The organism is Bradyrhizobium sp. CCBAU 45389 (assembly GCF_028128625.1).
Classification (GTDB): Bacteria; Pseudomonadota; Alphaproteobacteria; order Rhizobiales; family Xanthobacteraceae; genus Bradyrhizobium; species Bradyrhizobium liaoningense_B.
In genome coordinates, this window is sequence record NZ_LBIY01000086.1 from 1 (window position 1) to 18014 (window position 18014).

18 protein-coding genes and 1 tRNA gene are annotated in these 18014 nt (G+C 64.6%); 11 read left to right on the top strand and 8 right to left on the bottom strand.

The genetic code is table 11. From position 1 onward, the window contains the following. Positions 1 to 591: 591 nt before the first annotated feature. Both XH79_RS16005 and XH79_RS16010 read right to left on the bottom strand, forming a co-directional pair. Positions 592 to 2094 (bottom strand): tyrosine-type recombinase/integrase, encoded by a 1503-nt coding sequence (locus XH79_RS16005; protein WP_271582240.1) that lies wholly within the window; start codon positions 2092 to 2094, stop codon positions 592 to 594. Positions 2095 to 2184: 90 nt separating this feature from the next. Next, positions 2185 to 2269: transfer RNA gene (locus XH79_RS16010), tRNA-Leu, on the bottom strand. Positions 2270 to 2422: 153 nt separating this feature from the next. On the opposite strand from XH79_RS16010, the gene XH79_RS16015 reads away from it, so the two are divergent. Then, positions 2423 to 2965, top strand: a complete 543-nt coding sequence (locus XH79_RS16015; RefSeq protein WP_271582241.1) for a disulfide bond formation protein B — start codon at positions 2423 to 2425, stop codon at positions 2963 to 2965. Between the two features lie 143 nt (positions 2966 to 3108). Here the strand turns inward: XH79_RS16015 and XH79_RS16020 are convergent, their stop codons facing one another. Then, complete coding sequence (locus tag XH79_RS16020) at positions 3109 to 4194, bottom strand: AbrB family transcriptional regulator (RefSeq protein WP_271582242.1); 1086 nt, start codon at positions 4192 to 4194, stop codon at positions 3109 to 3111. A gap of 102 nt (positions 4195 to 4296) precedes the next feature. After that, positions 4297 to 4572 (bottom strand): PsiF family protein, encoded by a 276-nt coding sequence (locus XH79_RS16025; RefSeq protein WP_212341140.1) that lies wholly within the window; start codon positions 4570 to 4572, stop codon positions 4297 to 4299. Positions 4573 to 4785: 213 nt separating this feature from the next. On the opposite strand from XH79_RS16025, the gene XH79_RS16030 reads away from it, so the two are divergent. Further along, complete coding sequence (locus XH79_RS16030; RefSeq protein WP_271582243.1) at positions 4786 to 5277, top strand: hypothetical protein; 492 nt, start codon at positions 4786 to 4788, stop codon at positions 5275 to 5277. A 56-nt stretch (positions 5278 to 5333) separates the two neighbouring features. On the opposite strand, the gene XH79_RS16035 is transcribed toward XH79_RS16030, so the two are convergent. Then, on the bottom strand, positions 5334 to 5882 hold the full coding sequence (locus XH79_RS16035) for a TetR/AcrR family transcriptional regulator (RefSeq protein WP_271582244.1): 549 nt from the start codon (positions 5880 to 5882) through the stop codon (positions 5334 to 5336). A gap of 100 nt (positions 5883 to 5982) precedes the next feature. Here XH79_RS16035 and XH79_RS16040 point away from each other — a divergent pair, with 100 nt between their 5' ends. From XH79_RS16040 to XH79_RS16050, 3 genes are all read left to right on the top strand, one after another. Next, positions 5983 to 6411, top strand: coding sequence for an acyl-CoA thioesterase (locus XH79_RS16040; protein ID WP_212341137.1), 429 nt, complete (start codon positions 5983 to 5985; stop codon positions 6409 to 6411). 3 nt (positions 6412 to 6414) lie between these two features. Beyond that, entirely contained in the window at positions 6415 to 6891 is a 477-nt protein-coding gene (locus tag XH79_RS16045) for a PaaI family thioesterase (RefSeq protein WP_212341136.1), read from the top strand. Between the two features lie 223 nt (positions 6892 to 7114). Then, positions 7115 to 7768 carry a DsbA family protein gene (locus XH79_RS16050; RefSeq protein WP_271582245.1) on the top strand — a complete coding sequence of 218 codons (654 nt, stop codon included), beginning with the start codon at positions 7115 to 7117 and terminating at the stop codon, positions 7766 to 7768. Positions 7769 to 7848: 80 nt separating this feature from the next. Here XH79_RS16050 and XH79_RS16055 read toward each other — a convergent pair whose 3' ends face one another. From XH79_RS16055 to XH79_RS16065, 3 genes are all read right to left on the bottom strand, one after another. Then, positions 7849 to 8055: a hypothetical protein gene (locus tag XH79_RS16055; RefSeq protein WP_271582246.1), complete on the bottom strand. Its 207-nt coding sequence runs from the start codon at positions 8053 to 8055 to the stop codon at positions 7849 to 7851. An 82-nt stretch (positions 8056 to 8137) separates the two neighbouring features. After that, positions 8138 to 9208, bottom strand: a complete 1071-nt coding sequence (locus tag XH79_RS16060; protein WP_271582247.1) for a phospholipase — start codon at positions 9206 to 9208, stop codon at positions 8138 to 8140. A gap of 21 nt (positions 9209 to 9229) precedes the next feature. After that, positions 9230 to 10201 (bottom strand): S1C family serine protease, encoded by a 972-nt coding sequence (locus XH79_RS16065; RefSeq protein WP_212341129.1) that lies wholly within the window; start codon positions 10199 to 10201, stop codon positions 9230 to 9232. Positions 10202 to 10488: 287 nt separating this feature from the next. Here XH79_RS16065 and XH79_RS16070 point away from each other — a divergent pair, with 287 nt between their 5' ends. The 6 genes from XH79_RS16070 to XH79_RS16095 all read left to right on the top strand — a co-directional run bounded on the left by XH79_RS16070 (position 10489) and on the right by XH79_RS16095 (position 17792). Then, on the top strand, positions 10489 to 11907 hold the full coding sequence (locus tag XH79_RS16070; RefSeq protein ID WP_271582248.1) for a M20 family metallopeptidase: 1419 nt from the start codon (positions 10489 to 10491) through the stop codon (positions 11905 to 11907). A 262-nt stretch (positions 11908 to 12169) separates the two neighbouring features. After that, positions 12170 to 13960, top strand: coding sequence for a peptide ABC transporter substrate-binding protein (locus tag XH79_RS16075; RefSeq protein WP_212341125.1), 1791 nt, complete (start codon positions 12170 to 12172; stop codon positions 13958 to 13960). Positions 13961 to 13989: 29 nt separating this feature from the next. After that, positions 13990 to 14949 (top strand): ABC transporter permease, encoded by a 960-nt coding sequence (locus tag XH79_RS16080; RefSeq protein ID WP_212341123.1) that lies wholly within the window; start codon positions 13990 to 13992, stop codon positions 14947 to 14949. Next, positions 14915 to 15832 carry an ABC transporter permease gene (locus XH79_RS16085; RefSeq protein ID WP_212341121.1) on the top strand — a complete coding sequence of 306 codons (918 nt, stop codon included), beginning with the start codon at positions 14915 to 14917 and terminating at the stop codon, positions 15830 to 15832. Before XH79_RS16080 ends, XH79_RS16085 begins: the two co-directional genes overlap by 35 nt. Next, positions 15832 to 16827 (top strand): ABC transporter ATP-binding protein, encoded by a 996-nt coding sequence (locus XH79_RS16090; RefSeq protein WP_271582249.1) that lies wholly within the window; start codon positions 15832 to 15834, stop codon positions 16825 to 16827. Before XH79_RS16085 ends, XH79_RS16090 begins: the two co-directional genes overlap by 1 nt. After that, the gene (locus XH79_RS16095) at positions 16824 to 17792 is read left to right on the top strand and encodes an ABC transporter ATP-binding protein (protein WP_212341117.1); all 969 of its coding nucleotides are present in this window, start codon (positions 16824 to 16826) and stop codon (positions 17790 to 17792) included. Before XH79_RS16090 ends, XH79_RS16095 begins: the two co-directional genes overlap by 4 nt. Positions 17793 to 18014: the final 222 nt, after the last annotated feature.

Consider the following 18014-nt stretch of genomic DNA (forward strand, 5'->3'; position numbering starts at 1 on the left):
ACACTGCTGGGGCCCGGCGTCACGCGACGCCGCGGCCAGCCGCGCGCCTAGCCTGTGCGGTAAAATACGCGCTTACAGATGACACCCGTGACCTGACTGACCGGATCATGCGCGGCAACGCACTTCAGTTCTTTCGGAAGGGACATCGAGAGAATGCGACCCAGCCGTGAAGGGTGGACAATCGCTTTGAAAGTTTGCCGATGTTCTGCGTCGGGCAACGACTTATAGCAACTGTGCGAAATCGCGTTTAGTCCTGGCGGCAAGATCGTGGTCGAGGAGCCGGGCTATGGCATCCCAAGTCACGGCGAACCTCGTTCACGGAGAGAAAGGCCGCGATGAAGTCGCAGCAAATTGGGTGAAATGATCGTGAACAAAACGTGTCGAATCATATGCCATGGCAAGAGAGATCAATAACTTAGAAGGCATCCGCGGCGTACAGAAACAAGGGCTTCCAACAGTCGGGATCGTTCATGCCACGAGCCTGGGAATTTCCTGTTCTACCAATCGCAACAATCGGGTGTTGCGCCTCCACGCAACCACCGGTGTTGCGCTATCGGCGCAGGTGACTCGGAAGGGTTGCCTTTGGGTGCCTCAAGCCTGCGCGCCTCTCTTGATCGGCGACACCTTCTTGGGATCGACCCAGTGGTCGATCCGGTCAGCCCAATGCTGCATCAGCTTCGTGCGCGAGCCGATTAGCGCGAGCGGTCCGTGCCTCTTGTACAGACCTTCCACAGTTGAGTTGTCGAGGTGCGCAAGCTGCAACTCGACGACATCGCCATCCCACGCCTTGGCGTCCTTGATCTCTTCATGGTGAGATAGGGTCGAGAAGGTAGTCCGGAAACCGTGGGCACAATGGTCAGTCTTGGTGTCAATACCAAGCAGACGCAAGCGCTTGTTGAGCGTGTTGTTTGATAGCGGCGCGTCCTTTGAACAGGAAAACGCGTACCGGCGATGGCCGGTCAGCTTCCGAACGCTGCGCAGGATTGCGAGTGCCTGCCGTGACAAAGGAACGACATGATCCCAACCGGTCTTCATCTTGGTGGCCGGAATAGTCCAGCGTTCGGCATCCCAGTCGATCTCGCTCCACTCCATTTCATTGACCATGCCGGGGCGGGGAATAGTCAGCGCATCGAAGCGTAGGGCAAGGCCAACAACGTCACCAAACCGCGCTCTCGTCCATGGTGCGATGATGAGCTTGAAGACGCGCGTCACGTCACGTGGCTCGGTAACGCCGGGACGCGGTGTCGAAATGTTCGCAATCATTTGCCCGCGCAGATTGCGGAATGGATTGTAGCCGTCGCCCTCGACATCGGCATAGTCGCAGATTTGCTCGCCGATGCTGCGCACGCGGTCGCGGGTTTCCAGCTTTCCCTCGGCTTCGTATGAGCGCATGAAAGCGAGTACGTCCGGACGCTTGATGTCCTGCCTGCAGAGCTTGCCGAAGCGATTCTTGACGTAACCAACGCGGATCTCAAGCACCTGGATAGTCTTAGGGTCGCGCACCGCGACGATCCTACCGCGTTTGACTTTCTCCACCTTCTTCTTCGCGAGCCACTCGTCGGCCCATTGCCCGAAAGGCCGGGCGGCCGCCTGCCTATGCTTGTCGAGCTGCTTCTCGGTGCTTGGGTCTTTGCCGTCCTTGAGCAGGACTTTTGCCTTGTCGCGCTCGCGCCGCGCGTCGGCGAGCGAGAACGTGCCATCCTTGCCGTTGCCGTAAGGGCCAATGGAGTAGGTTTTTTGGCGCCCATGTAAGCGGTAGCCCATGCGCCAAAGCTTGGAAGCGGCACTGCCGGGCCTGCTCTGGTCCGGCGTGACGAAGAGATAAAGGCCGCCGCCGGTCACGTCGGAAATCTTGGCGGGACTCCACGCGCCATTGTCGAATCGCGGTCCGGCAGCGCGGCAATCGACGTCGGTTCTGATCTGCTCGGGATTGAAGCGCTCGCCGTCGTTCTTGCGGGCCATCTGCTCAATTCCTTCGTTCGGAATAGCGAAAGTCACCGTGAACGTTTGTTCTCCCGACGTCAACACGATACCAACAAAAATACCAACAAATCGAGCGGCTGGGAGCGGACGAGAACAAAGGGTGACGAACACCGATGTGCGCGAAAAGGCCTCTTTTTCAAGGGCTTCCGAGCAGTGTGCGGACGGTTGCGAACGCTTTAGAACGGGCTTGAACAGCCTAGTTGGTGCCCCTGGCCGGAATCGAACCAGCACTCCTTGCGGAACTCGATTTTGAGTCGAGCGCGTCTACCAGTTCCGCCACAGGGGCCCTCGGTCGGCCCGGGAGGCGTCGCGAAGCCGGCGGACTATAGCCATGGACAAGGCGGGGTCAACCCGCGCCAAAGTGATCCCGGCCGTTCTCGACAGCCGCATGGGCTGGAGTTAGAGGCTTGAGAAGCGCGAGACATGCTACGAGGCCGCCGTGACCACCCAGAGTGCCGCAATACCTGCGTTCAAGCCGGCGGCGGCAAACCCTGCGCTGGCCGCCTCGCTGGCGGTCACCCTGATCGCGGTCGCCACGATCGCAGGCGCCTGGTTCTTCCAGCTCGTGCTGGAAATCCTGCCCTGCCCGCTGTGTCTGGAGCAGCGCTACGCCTATTACCTCGCGATCCCGCTCGGTGCGCTGACGGCGCTCGCGGCACGCGCCGGCGCACCGCGGCCGCTGTTGCTCGCGGGGCTCGCGATCCTCGCGCTGGCGACCCTCGCCAATGCCGGCCTCGGCACCTACCACTCCGGCGTCGAATGGGGTTTCTGGAAGGGCCCGACCGATTGCTCCGGCCCCGTCGTCAATCTCGGCAGCGCCGCTGATCTGCTGTCGAAGCTCGACACGGTGAAGGTGGTCCGCTGCGACGAGGTGCAGTGGCGCTTCCTCGGCCTCTCGCTCGCCGGCTACAACGTGCTGATCTCGCTCCTGATGGCCGCGATCGCCGCGTGGGGATTTGTGCGGACGGCGAAGCGCGCGTAGCAGCCGTAGTACCTAGCTGCCGTAGGGTGGGCAAAGCGAAGCGTGCGCACCATCTCCTCATGGCGAGGATCCCGTCAGAAAACGTGGGCACGGCGCTGCGCGCCCTTGCCCACCCTACGAGAGCTCGGGATGAGGAGAGTTAGCTAATCATCCACATCGTCTTGCGTGCGCCCGAACAGGTGCACGATGCCCGGCGTTGCGATCGTCACGAACACGAAACGCGACAGGTGATGGGCCCCGACGAAGATCGGGTCGATATGCAGCGTCAGGGCCAGCGCCAGCATCGCGTCCATGGCGCCCGGCGCGAAGGCGACGACCACGTCGGAGAACTTCACCTGCGTGGTGAGTGCGACGATGCCGACGAAGATCGCGGAGACGGCGATGGCCACGGCAAACGAGCCCAGCGCCGCGTTGATGTGGCCGGCGAGCGTCTTGATCCGCATCCGCGCGAAACGGCTGCCGATCAGCGCGCCGATGCCGACCAGCGCCACGCCGCGCACCCAGTCCGGCAGGCCGCCCTCGACCCAGCCCGTGCCATGGAGCACGCTGGAGGCGATCATCGCGCCGAACATCCAGCTTGCCGGAAACTTGACCAGCCGCAGGAAGAGCGCCGCGGCCAGGGAGGCTGCGACCAGCTCCACGAGGCCGAGCGGCGAGGCAATCGTCGTCGTCAGCGACGGCGCGGCCGAAGGGGCCACGCCCGCGAGTGCCAGCACCATCGGCAGCGCGGCGGTGAGGATGATGACGCGCATGGTCTGCACCACCGCGATGCCCGGCAGGTCGGCGCCCCGCTCGACTGCCAAGATCGTGATCTGCGACAGTGCGCCGGGGCTGCCGGCGAGGAAGGCCGAGGTGCGGTCCCAGCCATGGATGCGCTGGAGGTAATAGCTCGAGCCGAAGGTCGAACAGAACGTGGCGAGCGCGAGCAGGCCGATCGTGAGGGGATAGGCGCTGACCTGCTGGATCAGATGGCGCGAGACGACCGAGCCCAGCGAGATGCCGAGCAGCACGAGCACGGTCTGGGTCAGGATCGGCGGCAGCGTCAGCTGGCGGCCGGCAATCGCGGCGACGCCGACCGCGATCATCGAGCCCGAGATCAGGCCGCCGGGAAGATTGGCGAGGAGAAACACCAGACCACCGGCTGTGCCGATGACGAGCGTTTCCACCGTGCTCAGGATCTTGGCACGGCTCGGCCATTCGAACGGCAGGGAGGCGGTGATTTGCTTCACGCCGCCTTATCGCAAATCAGCGAGAGGCGCACAATTGCGGCCAGGTCATGCGCGCAATGCGCACGCCTCTCACGGATGCCGGCGAACCGTATTGTGCCGGATTTACTTCTTGTCGGCGGCGGGGGCGGCGGTGCCGGCCTTCGCTTCCTTCATGCACTCGCGGCGAAACTTCTTGCGCTCCTTGCCCTTCAGTCCCTTGGCGTCCGCCTGCTTGGAGCATTCGAGCGACTCGGCCGAGCGCTCCTTCGGCGCTGCCTTCTTGTCGGTGGTGGCAGCGGCATCGGTCTTGGCAGCCGGCGCTGTGGCCTGCGCGAAGGCAGCGCCGGAGGCGAGCAGGGAGACGAGGGCGGCGGCGGCGAGGCGAGAGGCGAGGGTCATGATGTTGCACTCTTCTTGCGAGAATTGCGAAGGGCTGGAACGTCGGCTTGCGATGCTGAACGCGACATGAATGATTTGAACGGCGCGATCACTATATTTTTGCGGCGAGAGCCATCGTTTCCTTGTCGCGAGCCGGTGGCACGCTAGGATAGCAATCCTCGTTTCACTTCCCCCCAAGGGAAGCGCAAGGGAAGACCAAGGAGGAGATCAGGGATGACCAATCAGACAAAATTGCTGTGTGCGATTGTGGCGTCAGGTGTCGTGGCATTGATGGCCGCCGCACCGGCGCAGGCGCTGACCTCGCAGGAGTGCAGCGCGAAATATCAGGCCGCCAAGAAGGACGGCTCGCTGGGCACCATGAAGTGGAACGACTTCCGCAAGGCCCAGTGCGGTGCCGATGCGACGCCCGCCGCTGCGCCGAGCGCGGCTGCTCCGGCTGCGCCTGCCGCTCCCGCCGAGCCGAAGCAGGCGAAGAAAGAGGCGGCTCCTGCTGCCGCGCCGACGCTGCCGGCCGGACCGGCGATCTATCCGAACGCGGTCGATCCGAAATACGCCAAGGAGCCCGCCGGCAAGGCGCGCCTGCACACCTGCGTCGACCAGTACAATGCCAACAAGACCACCAATGGCAATGGCGGCTTGAAGTGGATCCAGAAGGGCGGCGGCTATTACAGCGAATGCACCAAGAAGCTGAAGGGCGCCGCCTAAGCTTCGACAACGGGATACGATGGCCGGAGCACAGCTCCGGCCATTTTCGTTTGGTCCTAGTCCAGGAGCTTCTCGGCCGACTTCGCCACGAGCTGCGAACGCTTGCGCGGGCCGCGCTCGACGAACAGCAGGCTCTGGCCGAAGATGAAGCAGTAGAACAGGAAGGCCTGCGCCTCGGCCGCTTCGGCCTCTAAGCCGGTCGCGCGATAGAGTTCGGCGACGTGCTTGAGCCGCGCTGCATCCACGCTCGCTACTGCTGCTGCGGCGTTCTCGTCCGAGCGGGCCCATTGCCGGATCGCAAGCTCGATCGCCATGCCTTCCGGATTGAGCCGCTCGGAATAGAGCTGGATCACCGCCTTCAGCCGTTCGCGGGGCGCCTCGCCATCGAGGCTCGTCTGCTGCGCGATGGACGCCGCGCGCCCCTCGCGCCAGCGTTCCAGCATGGCCTGGAGCAGCGCGGCGCGGTCGGCGAAGCGGCGGTAGAAGCCACCCTTGGTGACGCCGAGATTCTTGGCGAGAACCTCGACCCTGACACCCTCGACCCCAGAGCGGGCGAGCTCGGCGAACCCCGCCTCGACCCAGACATCGCCCTTGCCGTCGCTCATGAAGGAAGCCTCACCGGTTCTTGATACGGTGCCGTATTGCTAACGCAGGACAGCCCTGATACGCTACCGTATCAAAAATCAAAGGGCAGGAGGATTGGCGATGGAGCGGGAGGCGACCTATCGCGGCACGGTCTATCCGTGGCAATGCGACCATGTCGGCCACATGAACATCATGTGGTATGTCGGCAAATTCGACGAGGCCAACTGGAATCTGTTCGCCCGCCTCGGCCTGACGCCGAGTTACCTGCGCAACTCAGGGCGCGGCATGGCCGCGGTCCAGCAGAACATCGCCTATAAGCGCGAGCTGCTCGCCGGCGACATCGTCGAGATCCACAGCCACCTGCTCGAGCTCCGCGATAAGTCGATCCGTTTCCGGCACGACATGAGGAATGCCGAGACCGGGGAGATTGCCGCGACGTGCGAGATCACGGGCGTGCATATGGACCGTCAGCTCCGCAAGTCCGCGTCGTTCGCCGATGCGATTCGCGAAGCGGCCTCGAAGCATCTTGCCGAACCAGCCGAGGCCTGAACCATGGCCGCCTTCGAGCCGAAAAATCCGGGCTATCGCGCGGCGACTGTCGCCATGTTCGACGCCCAGCCGGCGATGCGCACGCTCGGCATCGTGATCGTCCGTCTCGCGCCGGGCGAGGTCGAGCTGGCGATGCTGCACGCGCCGGCTCTCACACAGCAGAACGGTTTCATCCATGCCGGCATCATCACGGCTGGGCTCGACAACGCCTGCGGCGTTGCCGCCTTCACCCTGATGCCGCAGGGGGCCGACATCCTCACGGTCGAGTTCAAGACCACGCTGCTGGCACCCGCCCGCGGCGAGCGCTTCGTCTTCAAGGCCGAAGTGGTCAAGCCCGGCCGCACCCTCACTTTCTGCGAGGCAAAGGCCTTCGCCGAGCATGACGGCAAGACCACGCTGATCGCCACGATGACCGGGACGCTGATGGCGATGCTGCCTCGCCTTGCCGCTTCGCATGAACCGCGCGCGTCGCGCGCATAGCGGCGATTGACGAGCCTGGCCGCTCCGGACTGCTCCTATCCTGTTGCTGGCGTGCGCCCGCCTTGCGCTGCTTACCTGAACGCGTTGGTGACCTCATTCCAGGTACCGCTGGCGATTACACTGCTGGTGCGATGACATCGCCGCCGCGACACTCTATATGTTCGGTAACAATTCCCGGTCCTCAGCCGTATTTGCCGAAGATGGGACCGAAACGGGGCGAGATATGACTGGATTTGGGAATAGGGTGCCGACCAGGCGTGCGGCGCTGACGCTGATCGGGGCGGGCGCGCTTGCGGCGGGCGGCATCACTTCTGCGCTGGCAGCCGCCGGCGATGACGAGGTGCTGACCGAAACCAAGGTGCTGCGCGATCCCGACACGCCGGTCGCCGGCAATGCCGACGGCAACATCACGATCGTCGAATGGTCCGACTACAATTGCCCTTATTGCCGCAAGCTCGAGCCCGAGCTGCGCCAGGTCGTGCAGGATGACGGCAAGGTGAGGCTGGTGATGAAGGACTGGCCGATCCTCGGGCCGGTCTCGGTCACCGCAGCGCGGACCGCGCTCGCGGCCAAATTCCAGGACAAGTACCACCAGGCCCATGACGCCATGATGGGCGTCTCTTCGCGTCTGACCGAGCCGCGCATCAACGAGCTGCTCGCGACCGCCGGCGTCGACATGGACCGGTTGAAGCGCGATCTCACCGGCCATGCCAAGGACATCGACGCCATCCTCAAGCGCAACAACGAGCAGGCAGAGGCTTTTGGTTTTCGCGGCACCCCGTCCTTCATCGTCGGCAAGTACCGCGTGCCCGGCGTGCTCAGCATGACCGAATTCGAGCAGGTCATCGCCGACGCCCGCAAGGCCAAGATGAACTGACGCGCATCGTTGATCGCAGCCAACACAAAGGCGCCGCCGCGAACCCGCGACGGCGCCTTGTTCATGTCGCTCGAACGAAATTATTTGGACGAGATCCGGACCCAGTCCTTGTGCGCGCGATCGCGCAGCGCTTCCCAATCGGCCTTGGCGACATCCCAGTTCACGATGGTGCGATTGGTGGTCGCGACCTCGCCATTGGCGACCGACGAGGTCTGCATGGAGTCGTAGACGTAGACGCCGCCCGCAAGCAGCAGCGCGCCCAAGATCATTCCAAAAAAGGTTCTCATAGCAAGCCTCCGGTGTCGCGCCGATAACGTCGGCACCGCGCGATGGTTCCGCGGCCATGCGGCGCATCTAAGGAGAGGTTGTTCATTCTCCGTTCAGCCATGCCAGCAGCTCCGCATTGATCTCGCGCGGATAGGTGTGGCTGAGGTCGTCGATCTCGCGATAAGTGACATTGACGCCGGCCGCTGAAAGCGCGGCCTGGGTCTGTCGCGCGGTCTGCACCGGAAACATCCAGTCGAGCTTGCCGTGGGTGATGAAAACCGGCAGGCCCCGCATGCGCTCGGCGTCCGCCATCTCCGCCATCAGCGGATGGAAGGTGGCCGAGACCGGCGCAAGATGGGTGAAAGGCGAAGCACTCTCGAGACCGGTGACGTAGCAGAAGGTGCCACCGTCGCTCATGCCGGTCAGCAGCATGCGCGAGGCGTCGATATTCCAGCGGTTGCGGACGGTCTCGAGGATGCGCATGAGATTGGGCGTGTCGGCGTCGTCGCCCATCAGCGCCCAGGTCGGACCGGTCGCGGTTGGCGCCACCAGGATCGCGCCGAGACTGCGCGCGTCGCGCAGCCAGCTCCACAGAAAGCCGCGGCCGTTGCCGCTGCCGCCATGCAGCGCCATCACCAGCGGCATGGCGCGGTCGGGCCTGTAATATTCTGGGACATAGACCGAGAAGCCGCCGCGGCTGCCGAGCTCGTTGTGGTCGTGGAAGATGCCGGTGTGCTCGCTCGCCTCCATTTCCAACCGCGAGAGCAGATCGCCATTCTCGCGATTGGCGGCGTTGAGAAAGAAGCTGCTCACCGGCGGAAACTGCACCGCCAGCGGGTAGAGTGCCTCCAGCGCGCGGGGCGCGTGGCGCAGTGCGCGAAACACGGCGACGAGATCGCCATTGCCGCGCTCGACCTCGCGGATGCCGGCAAAGGCGGCGAGTGCCTCGTTGCAGGCGCGGTCGAGCCGTTCGCGCAGGCCGGCGAATTGCTCCGGCCATTCTCCGATCGCCGTGTGGGATGCCTGCAGCGCCTCGTCGGGTGTGCCGATCGCATTCATCACCGAGGCGAAGGCCGGCGGGTGCAGGTGCCGCTGGAAGAAGCCGAGCGCTTCAAGTGCATTGAGCAGCGGCGGCAGCACGGCCACGATGTCGTCGATCACGGCCTCGCTCATCGCGGCGTCCCTGGCTTGGGGTCAATGCAGCTTCGGTGCCTTCAAAAGCCTGAAGCGGTCGGTCGAGGTCACCGTGACGTCGAAGGTGACGCCCTCATGGTGCACGGTCAGCGGCACGTCGACGCCGGCGGCGCCGAGAGCCCACATCTTCCTGTAGAAGGCAGTCTGGCTCGTGACCTTGTCGCCGTTGACGGCGAGGATGACGTCGCCGGTCTTGAGTTCGGCGAGTGCGGCCGGGCCGTTGGCGGAGATGCCGATCACCACCACGCGGTTGTCGATTTCGGTCGAGTAGAGCCCGAGCCAGGGGCGCGCCGGCTTGTTGACGCGACCGTATTTGCGCAAGTCCTCCAGGATCGGCTTCAGCAGGTCGATCGGCACGATCATGTTGACGTGCTCGGCCTTGCCGTCGCGTTCACGCTCGAGCTGGAGCGAGCCGATGCCGATCAACTCGCCGCGCTCGTTGAGCAAGCCAGTGCCGCCCCAGTTCGGGTGCGCCGGATAGGTGAAGACGGCCTCATCCAGCAGATATTCCCAGTAGCCGGCGAACTCCTGCTTGGCCACGATCTGGCTTGCAACCGATCGCGTGCGGCCGCCGGCGCCGCCGACCACGACGCGGTCGCCGATGCGGGTATCCGCCGAATTGCCGAGCGGCAAGGGTTCGACGTCGAGATGACCGAGGGCTTGCACGAGGCCGAAGCCGGTGACGGAATCGAAACCGAGAGCATGCCCCTCGACGACGCGTCCGTCTGCGAGGTGCAGCCACACCGATTCCGCCTCGGTGATGAGATAGCCGATGGTCAGCACCAGCCCGTCGTCGATCACGACGCCGTTGCCGGCCCGTTCGGTGCCCAGCGTCTCGGCGCTGAATGCGTCCGGCGGGACGATGGCGTGCAGGCCGACGACGGACGCGAGCGCGCGGTCGAGATCGAAAGCGTAATCGCTCGCACGCGGCTGATTGGCCGGCGGCACTCTCCATTCGGTCAGGGCGGGCATGGAGTTCTCCTGCTGAGTGCATCGCGCCGCCATTGGCGCGGGACGACGCGCGAAGCACGCACAATTTAGGCCGGAGAGGGCCGTCTTGAAAGCCTCGCTCCTCAACAATTCCGGCGAACGCCGCAGGAAATCTTCGAAACGCTCGGAAACGCCTCGTGCACAGGGGGCGGGCAACCGCGCGATCCGGCACCGGCCGCATGGCTGCTGTCCGGCGAGGTGCTAGGCGGGCTGCAATGAAGCTGCTAACCATTGCCGCTTCGTTTGACCAAGGGATCACGGACCGAAGCATGGATAACCGCAGCGACATCTGGCGTGGCGTCGACACGATCAAGGCGCGTTTCATCGACCTCAGCGACAAGGTCTGGGGCACGCCCGAGGTGTGCTACACCGAGGCGCGGTCCGCCGCCGAACATCTCGCCGAGTTGCGTCATCAGGGCTTCCGCATCACCGAGAACGTCGCCGGCATACCGACCGCGCTGATGGGGGAGTGGGGCGAGGGCGGACCGGTCATCGCCTTCATGGGGGAATATGATGCGCTGCCGGGCCTCAGCCAGGAGGCGGGCGTTGCGGAACACCGTCCGGTTGAGACCGGCGGCCATGGCCATGGCTGCGGTCACAACCTGCTCGGCTCCGCCGCGCTGCTCGCTGCGACCGCAGTGAAGGACTGGCTCGCCGAGAACAAGGTGCCGGGCCGCGTGCGCTATTACGGCTGCCCGGCCGAAGAAGGCGGCGCGGCAAAGGCCTTCATGGTGCGCTCCGGCGCGTTCGAGGACGCCGACATCGCCATCACCTGGCATCCGCACAGTTTCTGGGAAGTGGCGGTGACGCCGTCGCTCGCGAACACGCGCGCCGACTTCATCTTCACCGGCCGCACCTCGCATGCGGCGGCCTCGCCGCATCTCGGCCGTTCCGCGCTCGACGCCGTGGAACTGATGAATGTCGGCGTGAACTACATGCGCGAGCACATGCCGAGCGATGCGCGCGTGCACTACGCGCTGCTCGACACCGGCGGCATCGCGCCCAATGTGGTGCAGGCGCATGCGCGCGTGCGCTACTCGATCCGCGCCCGCGATCTGCCCGGCATGAACGAACTGGTCGAACGCGTGTCCAAGATCGCGCAGGGTGCTGCGCTGATGACCGAGACCAAGGTCGAGATGAAGATCATCTCCGCGGTCTCCAACATCCTGCCGAACGCGCCGCTGGAGCAGGCGCTGCACCGGGTCATGGAAGAGCTCGGACCGCCGCATTTCGATGACGCGGACAAGAGCTTTGCCACAGAGATCCGCGCGACGCTGAGCGACAAGGACATCTCCTCGGTCTACTACGCGATCGGCATGGAGCCGACCGATCGGCCGCTGGCCGACTTCCTGGTGCCGCTCGATGCCAAGCGCAACCCGCTTGTCGGCTCGACCGACGTCGGCGACGTCAGCTGGGTGGTGCCGACCGTGCAGGTTCACGCACCCACGGTTGCAATCGGAACGCCCTTCCACACCTGGCAGGTGGTGGCGCAGGGCAAGAGCCCGCACGCGCACAAGGCCATGGTGCAGGCGGCCAAGGCGATGGCCGGGCTCGGCATCAAGGCCCTCACTGAGCCGAAGCTGATCGAGGCCGCGAAGGCGGACCTGGTGAGGCGGACGACCAAGACACCTTATGTCTGCCCGCTGCCCGACCACGTCGCGCCGCCGCTGACTATGTCCGTGGCGTAGAATTCCGTCTCGATACTTCGTCTGATCCGGCGAACAAATTTTCCGCAGTGCAGCGCGGTTTCCGGCGTGTTTCGGCGCCGGATTGCCGAACGCTTGGGCTGCGGAACACGGTTTTGCCCAACGGACAGCCAGAAGACCGTTTGCATACACACGGTCCCAGTTGACGTGCCCCCTAATCGGTGTGCCATCTACCGCCAGCCAAACTCGGCGGCCGCGTCTTGCGGCCGCCTGCATCCATACGGGAACCAGACGGGGGACAACCATGCTGGATAAAGAACTGCGTTCGATGATCGGTCAGGTGAAGGACGGGCGGATGGATCGCCGCGGCTTCATCAAGCGCCTCGCCGCGGTCGGTCTCACGGCTCCCCTGGCCAACCAGATCCTCGCGCTCGGCGGCGTCGCCATGGCCGAGGGTGCTTCCACCTACAAGCCGACCAAGCGCGGCGGCGGCGGTGCGCTGAAGCTGCTGTGGTGGCAGGGCCCGACCCTGCTCAATCCGCACTTCGCCACCGGCACCAAGGACCAGGACGGCTCGCGCCTGTTCTACGAGCCGCTGGCCTGTTGGGATCCGGACGGCAACATGAAGCTGGTGCTGGCGTCCGAAATTCCCTCGACCCAGAACGGCCTGCTCGCCGCCGACGGCAAGTCGGTGACGTGGAAGCTGAAGCCCGGCGTGAAGTGGCATGACGGCAAGCCGTTCTCCGCCGACGATGTCGTCTTCACCTGGGAATACATCATCGATCCCGCGACCGCCGCCGTCACCGTGGCGACCTATCGCGACATCACGGTCGAGAAGGTGGACGATCTGACGGTCCGTCTCACCTTCAAGAAGCCGACGCCGTTCTGGGCGGATGCCTTCGTCGGCGCAACCGGACAGGTTCTGCCCAAGCACCTGTTCGCCGAGTACAAGGGCTCCAAGTCGCGCGAGGCGCCGAACAACCTCGCGCCCGTCGGCACCGGCCCCTACAAATTCATTGAGTTCAAGCCCGGCGATCTCATCCGCGGCGAGATCAACAAAGACTATCACATGCCGAACCGGCCCTATTTCGACACGCTCGAGATGAAGGGCGGCGGCGATGCCGTCTCGGCCGCGCGTGCGGTGATCCAGACCGGCGAGTATGATTTCGGCTGGAACATCCAGGTCGAGGACGACGTGCTGCTGCGCCTGGAGAAGGGCGGCAAGGGCAAGACCATCTACGCCGTCGGCGGCGACACCGAATTCATCGCGCTCAACTTCACCGATCCCAACACCGAGGTCGACGGCGAGAAGTCGTCGATGAAGACCAAGCATCCGCTGTTCTCGGACCCTGCCGTGCGCAAGGCGCTGTCGCTGCTGGTCGATCGTGATTCCATCAAGAAGGCGATCTACGGCCGCGCCGGCCGCACCACCGCGAACTTCCTCAACGGTCCGGAAAAGTTCGTCTCCAAGAACACCTCCTGGGAGTTCAGCATCGAGAAGGCCTCGAAGATTCTGGACGATGCCGGCTGGAAGCCCGGCGCGGACGGCATCCGCGAGAAGGACGGCAAGAAGCTGAAACTGCTGTACCAGACCTCGATCAACGGCCCGCGCCAGAAGACGCAGGCGATCGTCAAGCAGGCCTGCCAGAAGGCGGGTATCGACGTCGAGCTGAAGTCGGTCGTGGCCTCGGTGTTCTTCTCGTCGGACGTCGCCAATCCCGACACCTACGCGAAGTTCTACGCCGACATCGAGATGTTCCAGATCCCGATGAGCCAGCCGGATCCGGCCCAGCACATGCGCCGCTATCATTCGAGCAACGTGGCGACGAAGGAGAACAAGTGGCAGGGCACCAACTTCCCGCGCTTCGTCAACAAGGACTATGACGCCGCGATCGATGCCGCCGATGGCGAGATGGATCCGGTCAAGCGTGCGGCGCTCTACATCAAGGCCAACGACATCCTGTTCCAGGAGACCGTGTTCGTTCCGGCACAGCACCGGCTCAAGGTGGAGGCGGCCTCCAACACGTTGCGCCCGGTGATCTCGGGCTGGGCCAACGAGACCGACAATCTGTTCGACTGGTACCGCGAGGAATGATCCCCCAGCTCTAGACGGGGCCTTCCCTCATGAGTCAATACGTCCTGCGTCGCCTCCTGATCGCGATTCCGAGCCTGCTCGGAATCTCGGTCGTGCTGTTCGTCGTGCTTGCGCTCGCCCCCGGCGACCCGTTCTCTGAACTGGCGACGAACCCGAACGTGCCGCCCGAGGTGCAAGCCGCACTTCGGGCCAAGTTCGGTCTCGACGATCCGATCCACCTTCGTTACCTGCACTGGCTCAACGCCATGCTGCACGGGGACTGGGGCTTTTCCTTCGTCAGCCGGATGGACGTCGACACGCTGATCCTCCAGCGCCTGCCGGCCACGCTCTACGTGATCGGCTCGGCGCAGATCCTGGCGCTGCTGATCGCGATTCCGGTCGGCGTCTATGCCGCGACAAAGCCTTATTCGCTGTTCGACCAGATCGCCAACACGCTCGCCTTCGTCGGCTTCTCGCTGCCGACCTTCTTCACCGGCATCCTGTTCATCCTGATCTTCTCGGTCACGCTGGACTGGCTGCCCTTCGTCTACACCACCGACATCAAGGCCACCGGCATCCATTGGGTGCTGGAGATGATCCGTCAGGCCATCATGCCGGTGGCTGTGCTCGGCCTGTTCCAGGCGGCGTCGATGACGCGCTTCGTGCGCTCGGCGATGCTCGACGTCATCAGGCTCGACTACGTCACCACGGCGCGGGCCAAGGGCCTCGGCCAGGCCACGGTGATCGTCAAGCACGTGATGCGCAACGCCATGATCCCCGTGGTCACGCTGATCGCGCTGCAGATGCCTGCGGTGTTCGGCGGCGCCATCGTCACCGAGCAGATCTTCCGCATCCCCGGCATCGGCTCGCTGCTGATCTCCTCCATCCTTTCCAACGACACGCCGGTGGTGATGGCCGTCACCTTCGTCTTCGCGTGCCTCGTGGTGCTGTTCAACCTCATCGCGGACGTCCTTTATGGCTGGCTTGACCCTCGCATCTCCCTCCGCTGAGCGGGGCGTCTACTCGCCCTGGCGCGAGACGTGGCGGCGCTACAGCCGCCACAAGCTCGCCGTCGTCAGCGCCTTCCTGCTCCTCGTTCTGGTGCTCGCCGTCGTGGTCGGGCCCTTCGTGTGGCGCGTGAAGATCAACGAGATCGACATCGTCGCGGGCATGCAGGGCCCCTCGCTCGCCCATCCCTTCGGCACCGACGATCTCGGCCAGGACATTCTGGCGCGCATGATCTATGGCGGCCGCATCTCGCTCGCGGTGGGGCTCGCCGCGATGCTGGTCTCGGTCTTCATCGGCACGCTGATCGGCGCGCTCGCCGGCATGTCGCGCGGCGCGCTCGGGCACGGATTGATGTGGCTCACCGACCTTTTCCTGTCGCTGCCGCAACTGCCGCTGCTGCTCCTGCTGATCTATCTCTTCCGCGACGGGCTGAAGCAGGTGTTCGGACCCGAAGGCGGCATTTTCATCCTGATCGTCCTCGTGATCGGGGGGTTGCGCTGGATGCCGGTGGCGCGGCTCGTGCGCGCGCAGTTCCTGTCGATCCGCGAGAAGGAGTTCGTCGAGGCGGCCCGCGCGCTCGGCGCCAGCCCGGTGCGGCAGGTGGTGCGGCATATCCTGCCCAACGCGGTCGGCCCGGTGATCATTGCCGGCACCATCGACGTCGCCGCCGCCATCATCGCGGAATCGACGCTGTCCTTCCTCGGTCTCGGCTTTCCACCCGACACTCCGACCTGGGGACGACTGCTGTATGACGCCAAGGACTTTCTCGACATCGGTCCGCACTGGGCGCTGTTCCCGGGCGGCGCGATCTTCATCGCTGTGGTCGCCATCAACTTCATCGGCGACGGTCTGCGTGACGCGCTCGATGCGCGACGGGTGATCTGATGGCGCCGCTGCTCGAGATCAAGGGCCTGAAAACCCACTTCTCCACCGATGACGGCATCCTGCAGGCCGTCGACGGCGTCGACATCTCCATCAACAAGGGCGAGACGCTCTGCGTCGTTGGCGAATCCGGTTGCGGCAAGACCGTGACCGCGATGTCGATCCTGAAGCTGATCGCGATGCCGCCGGGCCGCATCGCGGCCGGCCAGATCATCTTCGAGGGCCGCGATCTCGTGCCGCTGACCAGCAATCAGCTCGACGAGATCAGGGCCAAGGAGATCGGCTTCATCTTCCAGGAGCCGATGACCTCGCTCAATCCGGTGCTCACGATCGGCGAGCAGATCGCCGAGAGCCTGCGCCGGCATGAAGCGGTGACGAAGAAGCAGGCGCTCGAGCGCACCATCGAGATGCTGAAGCTGGTGCAGATCCCCAACGCCGAAGGCCGCGTGCACAATTATCCGCATCAGTTCTCCGGCGGCATGCGCCAGCGCGTGATGATCGCGATGGCGCTCGCCTGCAAGCCGAAGCTGATCATCGCCGACGAGCCCACCACGGCGCTCGACGTCACCATCCAGGCGCAGATCCTCGACCTCCTGCAGGACATGAAGGAGCGCTTCGGCATGGCGGTGATGCTGATCACCCATGCCATGGGCGTCGTCGCCGAGACCGCGCAGCGCGTCGTCGTGATGTATGCCGGCAAGGTGGTGGAGGAGGCGCCCGTCGACGATCTCTTCGGCGATCCCCGTCACCCCTATACGCAAGGCCTGATCCGCTCGATCCCGCGCATCGACCTCGACAGCGAGCACAAGACCCGGCTGGAGGCGATCGGCGGCTCGGTGCCGATCCTGATCAATCCGCCGGTCGGCTGCCGCTTCGCGCCGCGCTGCAAGTTCGCCATGAACGTCTGCATCGAGAAGGAGCCGCTGCTGCGCGAGGTCTCGCCCGGCCATCGCATGGCCTGTCACCTCGGCGATACACAGTTGGGAGCCGCGTCATGAGCGAACCCTTGCTCCGCGTCAGCGGCCTGAAGAAACATTTCCCCGTGCTCGGCGGCCTGTTGTCGCGCCAGGTCGGCAGCGTCTATGCGGTCGACGGCGTGTCGTTCTCGGTCAATCGCGGCGAGACGCTCGGCCTCGTCGGCGAATCCGGCTGCGGCAAGTCCACCACGGGCCGCTGCGTGCTGCGCTTGATCGAACCGACCGACGGCGAGGTCACCTTCGACGGCCAGGACGTGCGCAAGCTCGGCGGCAACGATCTGCGCGCGATGCGGCGGAACATGCAGCTGGTGTTCCAGGATCCGTTCGCCTCGCTCAATCCGCGCATGACGGTCGGCGCCATCCTCGGCGAGGCCTTCACCATCCACAATCTGGCCTCGTCCGCCAAGGAGCGGGAGGAGCGCGTCGCGGGTCTCTTGGTCAAGGTCGGCCTGAAGGCCGAGCACATGCGCCGCTATCCGCACGAATTCTCCGGCGGCCAGCGTCAGCGCATCGTGATCGCGCGCGCCCTCGCGGTCGAGCCGAAGCTGATCGTCTGCGACGAGCCGGTCTCGGCGCTCGACGTGTCGATCCAGGCGCAGGTCATCAACCTCCTGGAAGACCTCCAGGCCGAGCTGAACCTCACCTATCTCTTCGTCGCGCACGATCTCTCGGTGGTCGAGCACATCTCCGATCGCGTCGCCGTGATGTATCTCGGCCGCATCGTCGAGCTCGCCAAGGCCAGCGACCTCTACCGCAATCCGCAGCATCCCTACACCAAGGCGCTGCTGTCAGCGGTGCCGGTGCCCGATCCAAAGCTCAAGCGCGAGCGCATCCGCCTCAAGGGCGACGTGCCGAGCCCGATGAAGCCGCCGTCGGGCTGCCACTTCCACACCCGCTGTCCGATCGCCCAGCCGCGCTGCGCCGAAAGCGCTCCTGAGCTGAAGGAAGGGGCCGGCGGGCACTTCGTGGCGTGTCATCTGGCGTAATGGTGCAGCGCGCCATGCGCAGCAGGCGCCTTTACGCTGCCGCTTAATTTGATCCGGCAGGCGGGGAATAATTCGAACGGGCGAGTTGGCGGCGTCCTGCACGCCCTCCGCGTCGTAGCGTCGCATCGTCAGGAACTTTCTTGCCAAAGTCCGGCGCAAGTCCTTGTCTTCTCCTTACAAAAAAAAGGCGATCCGTCACGGATCGCGCTGAGGGAGGACATC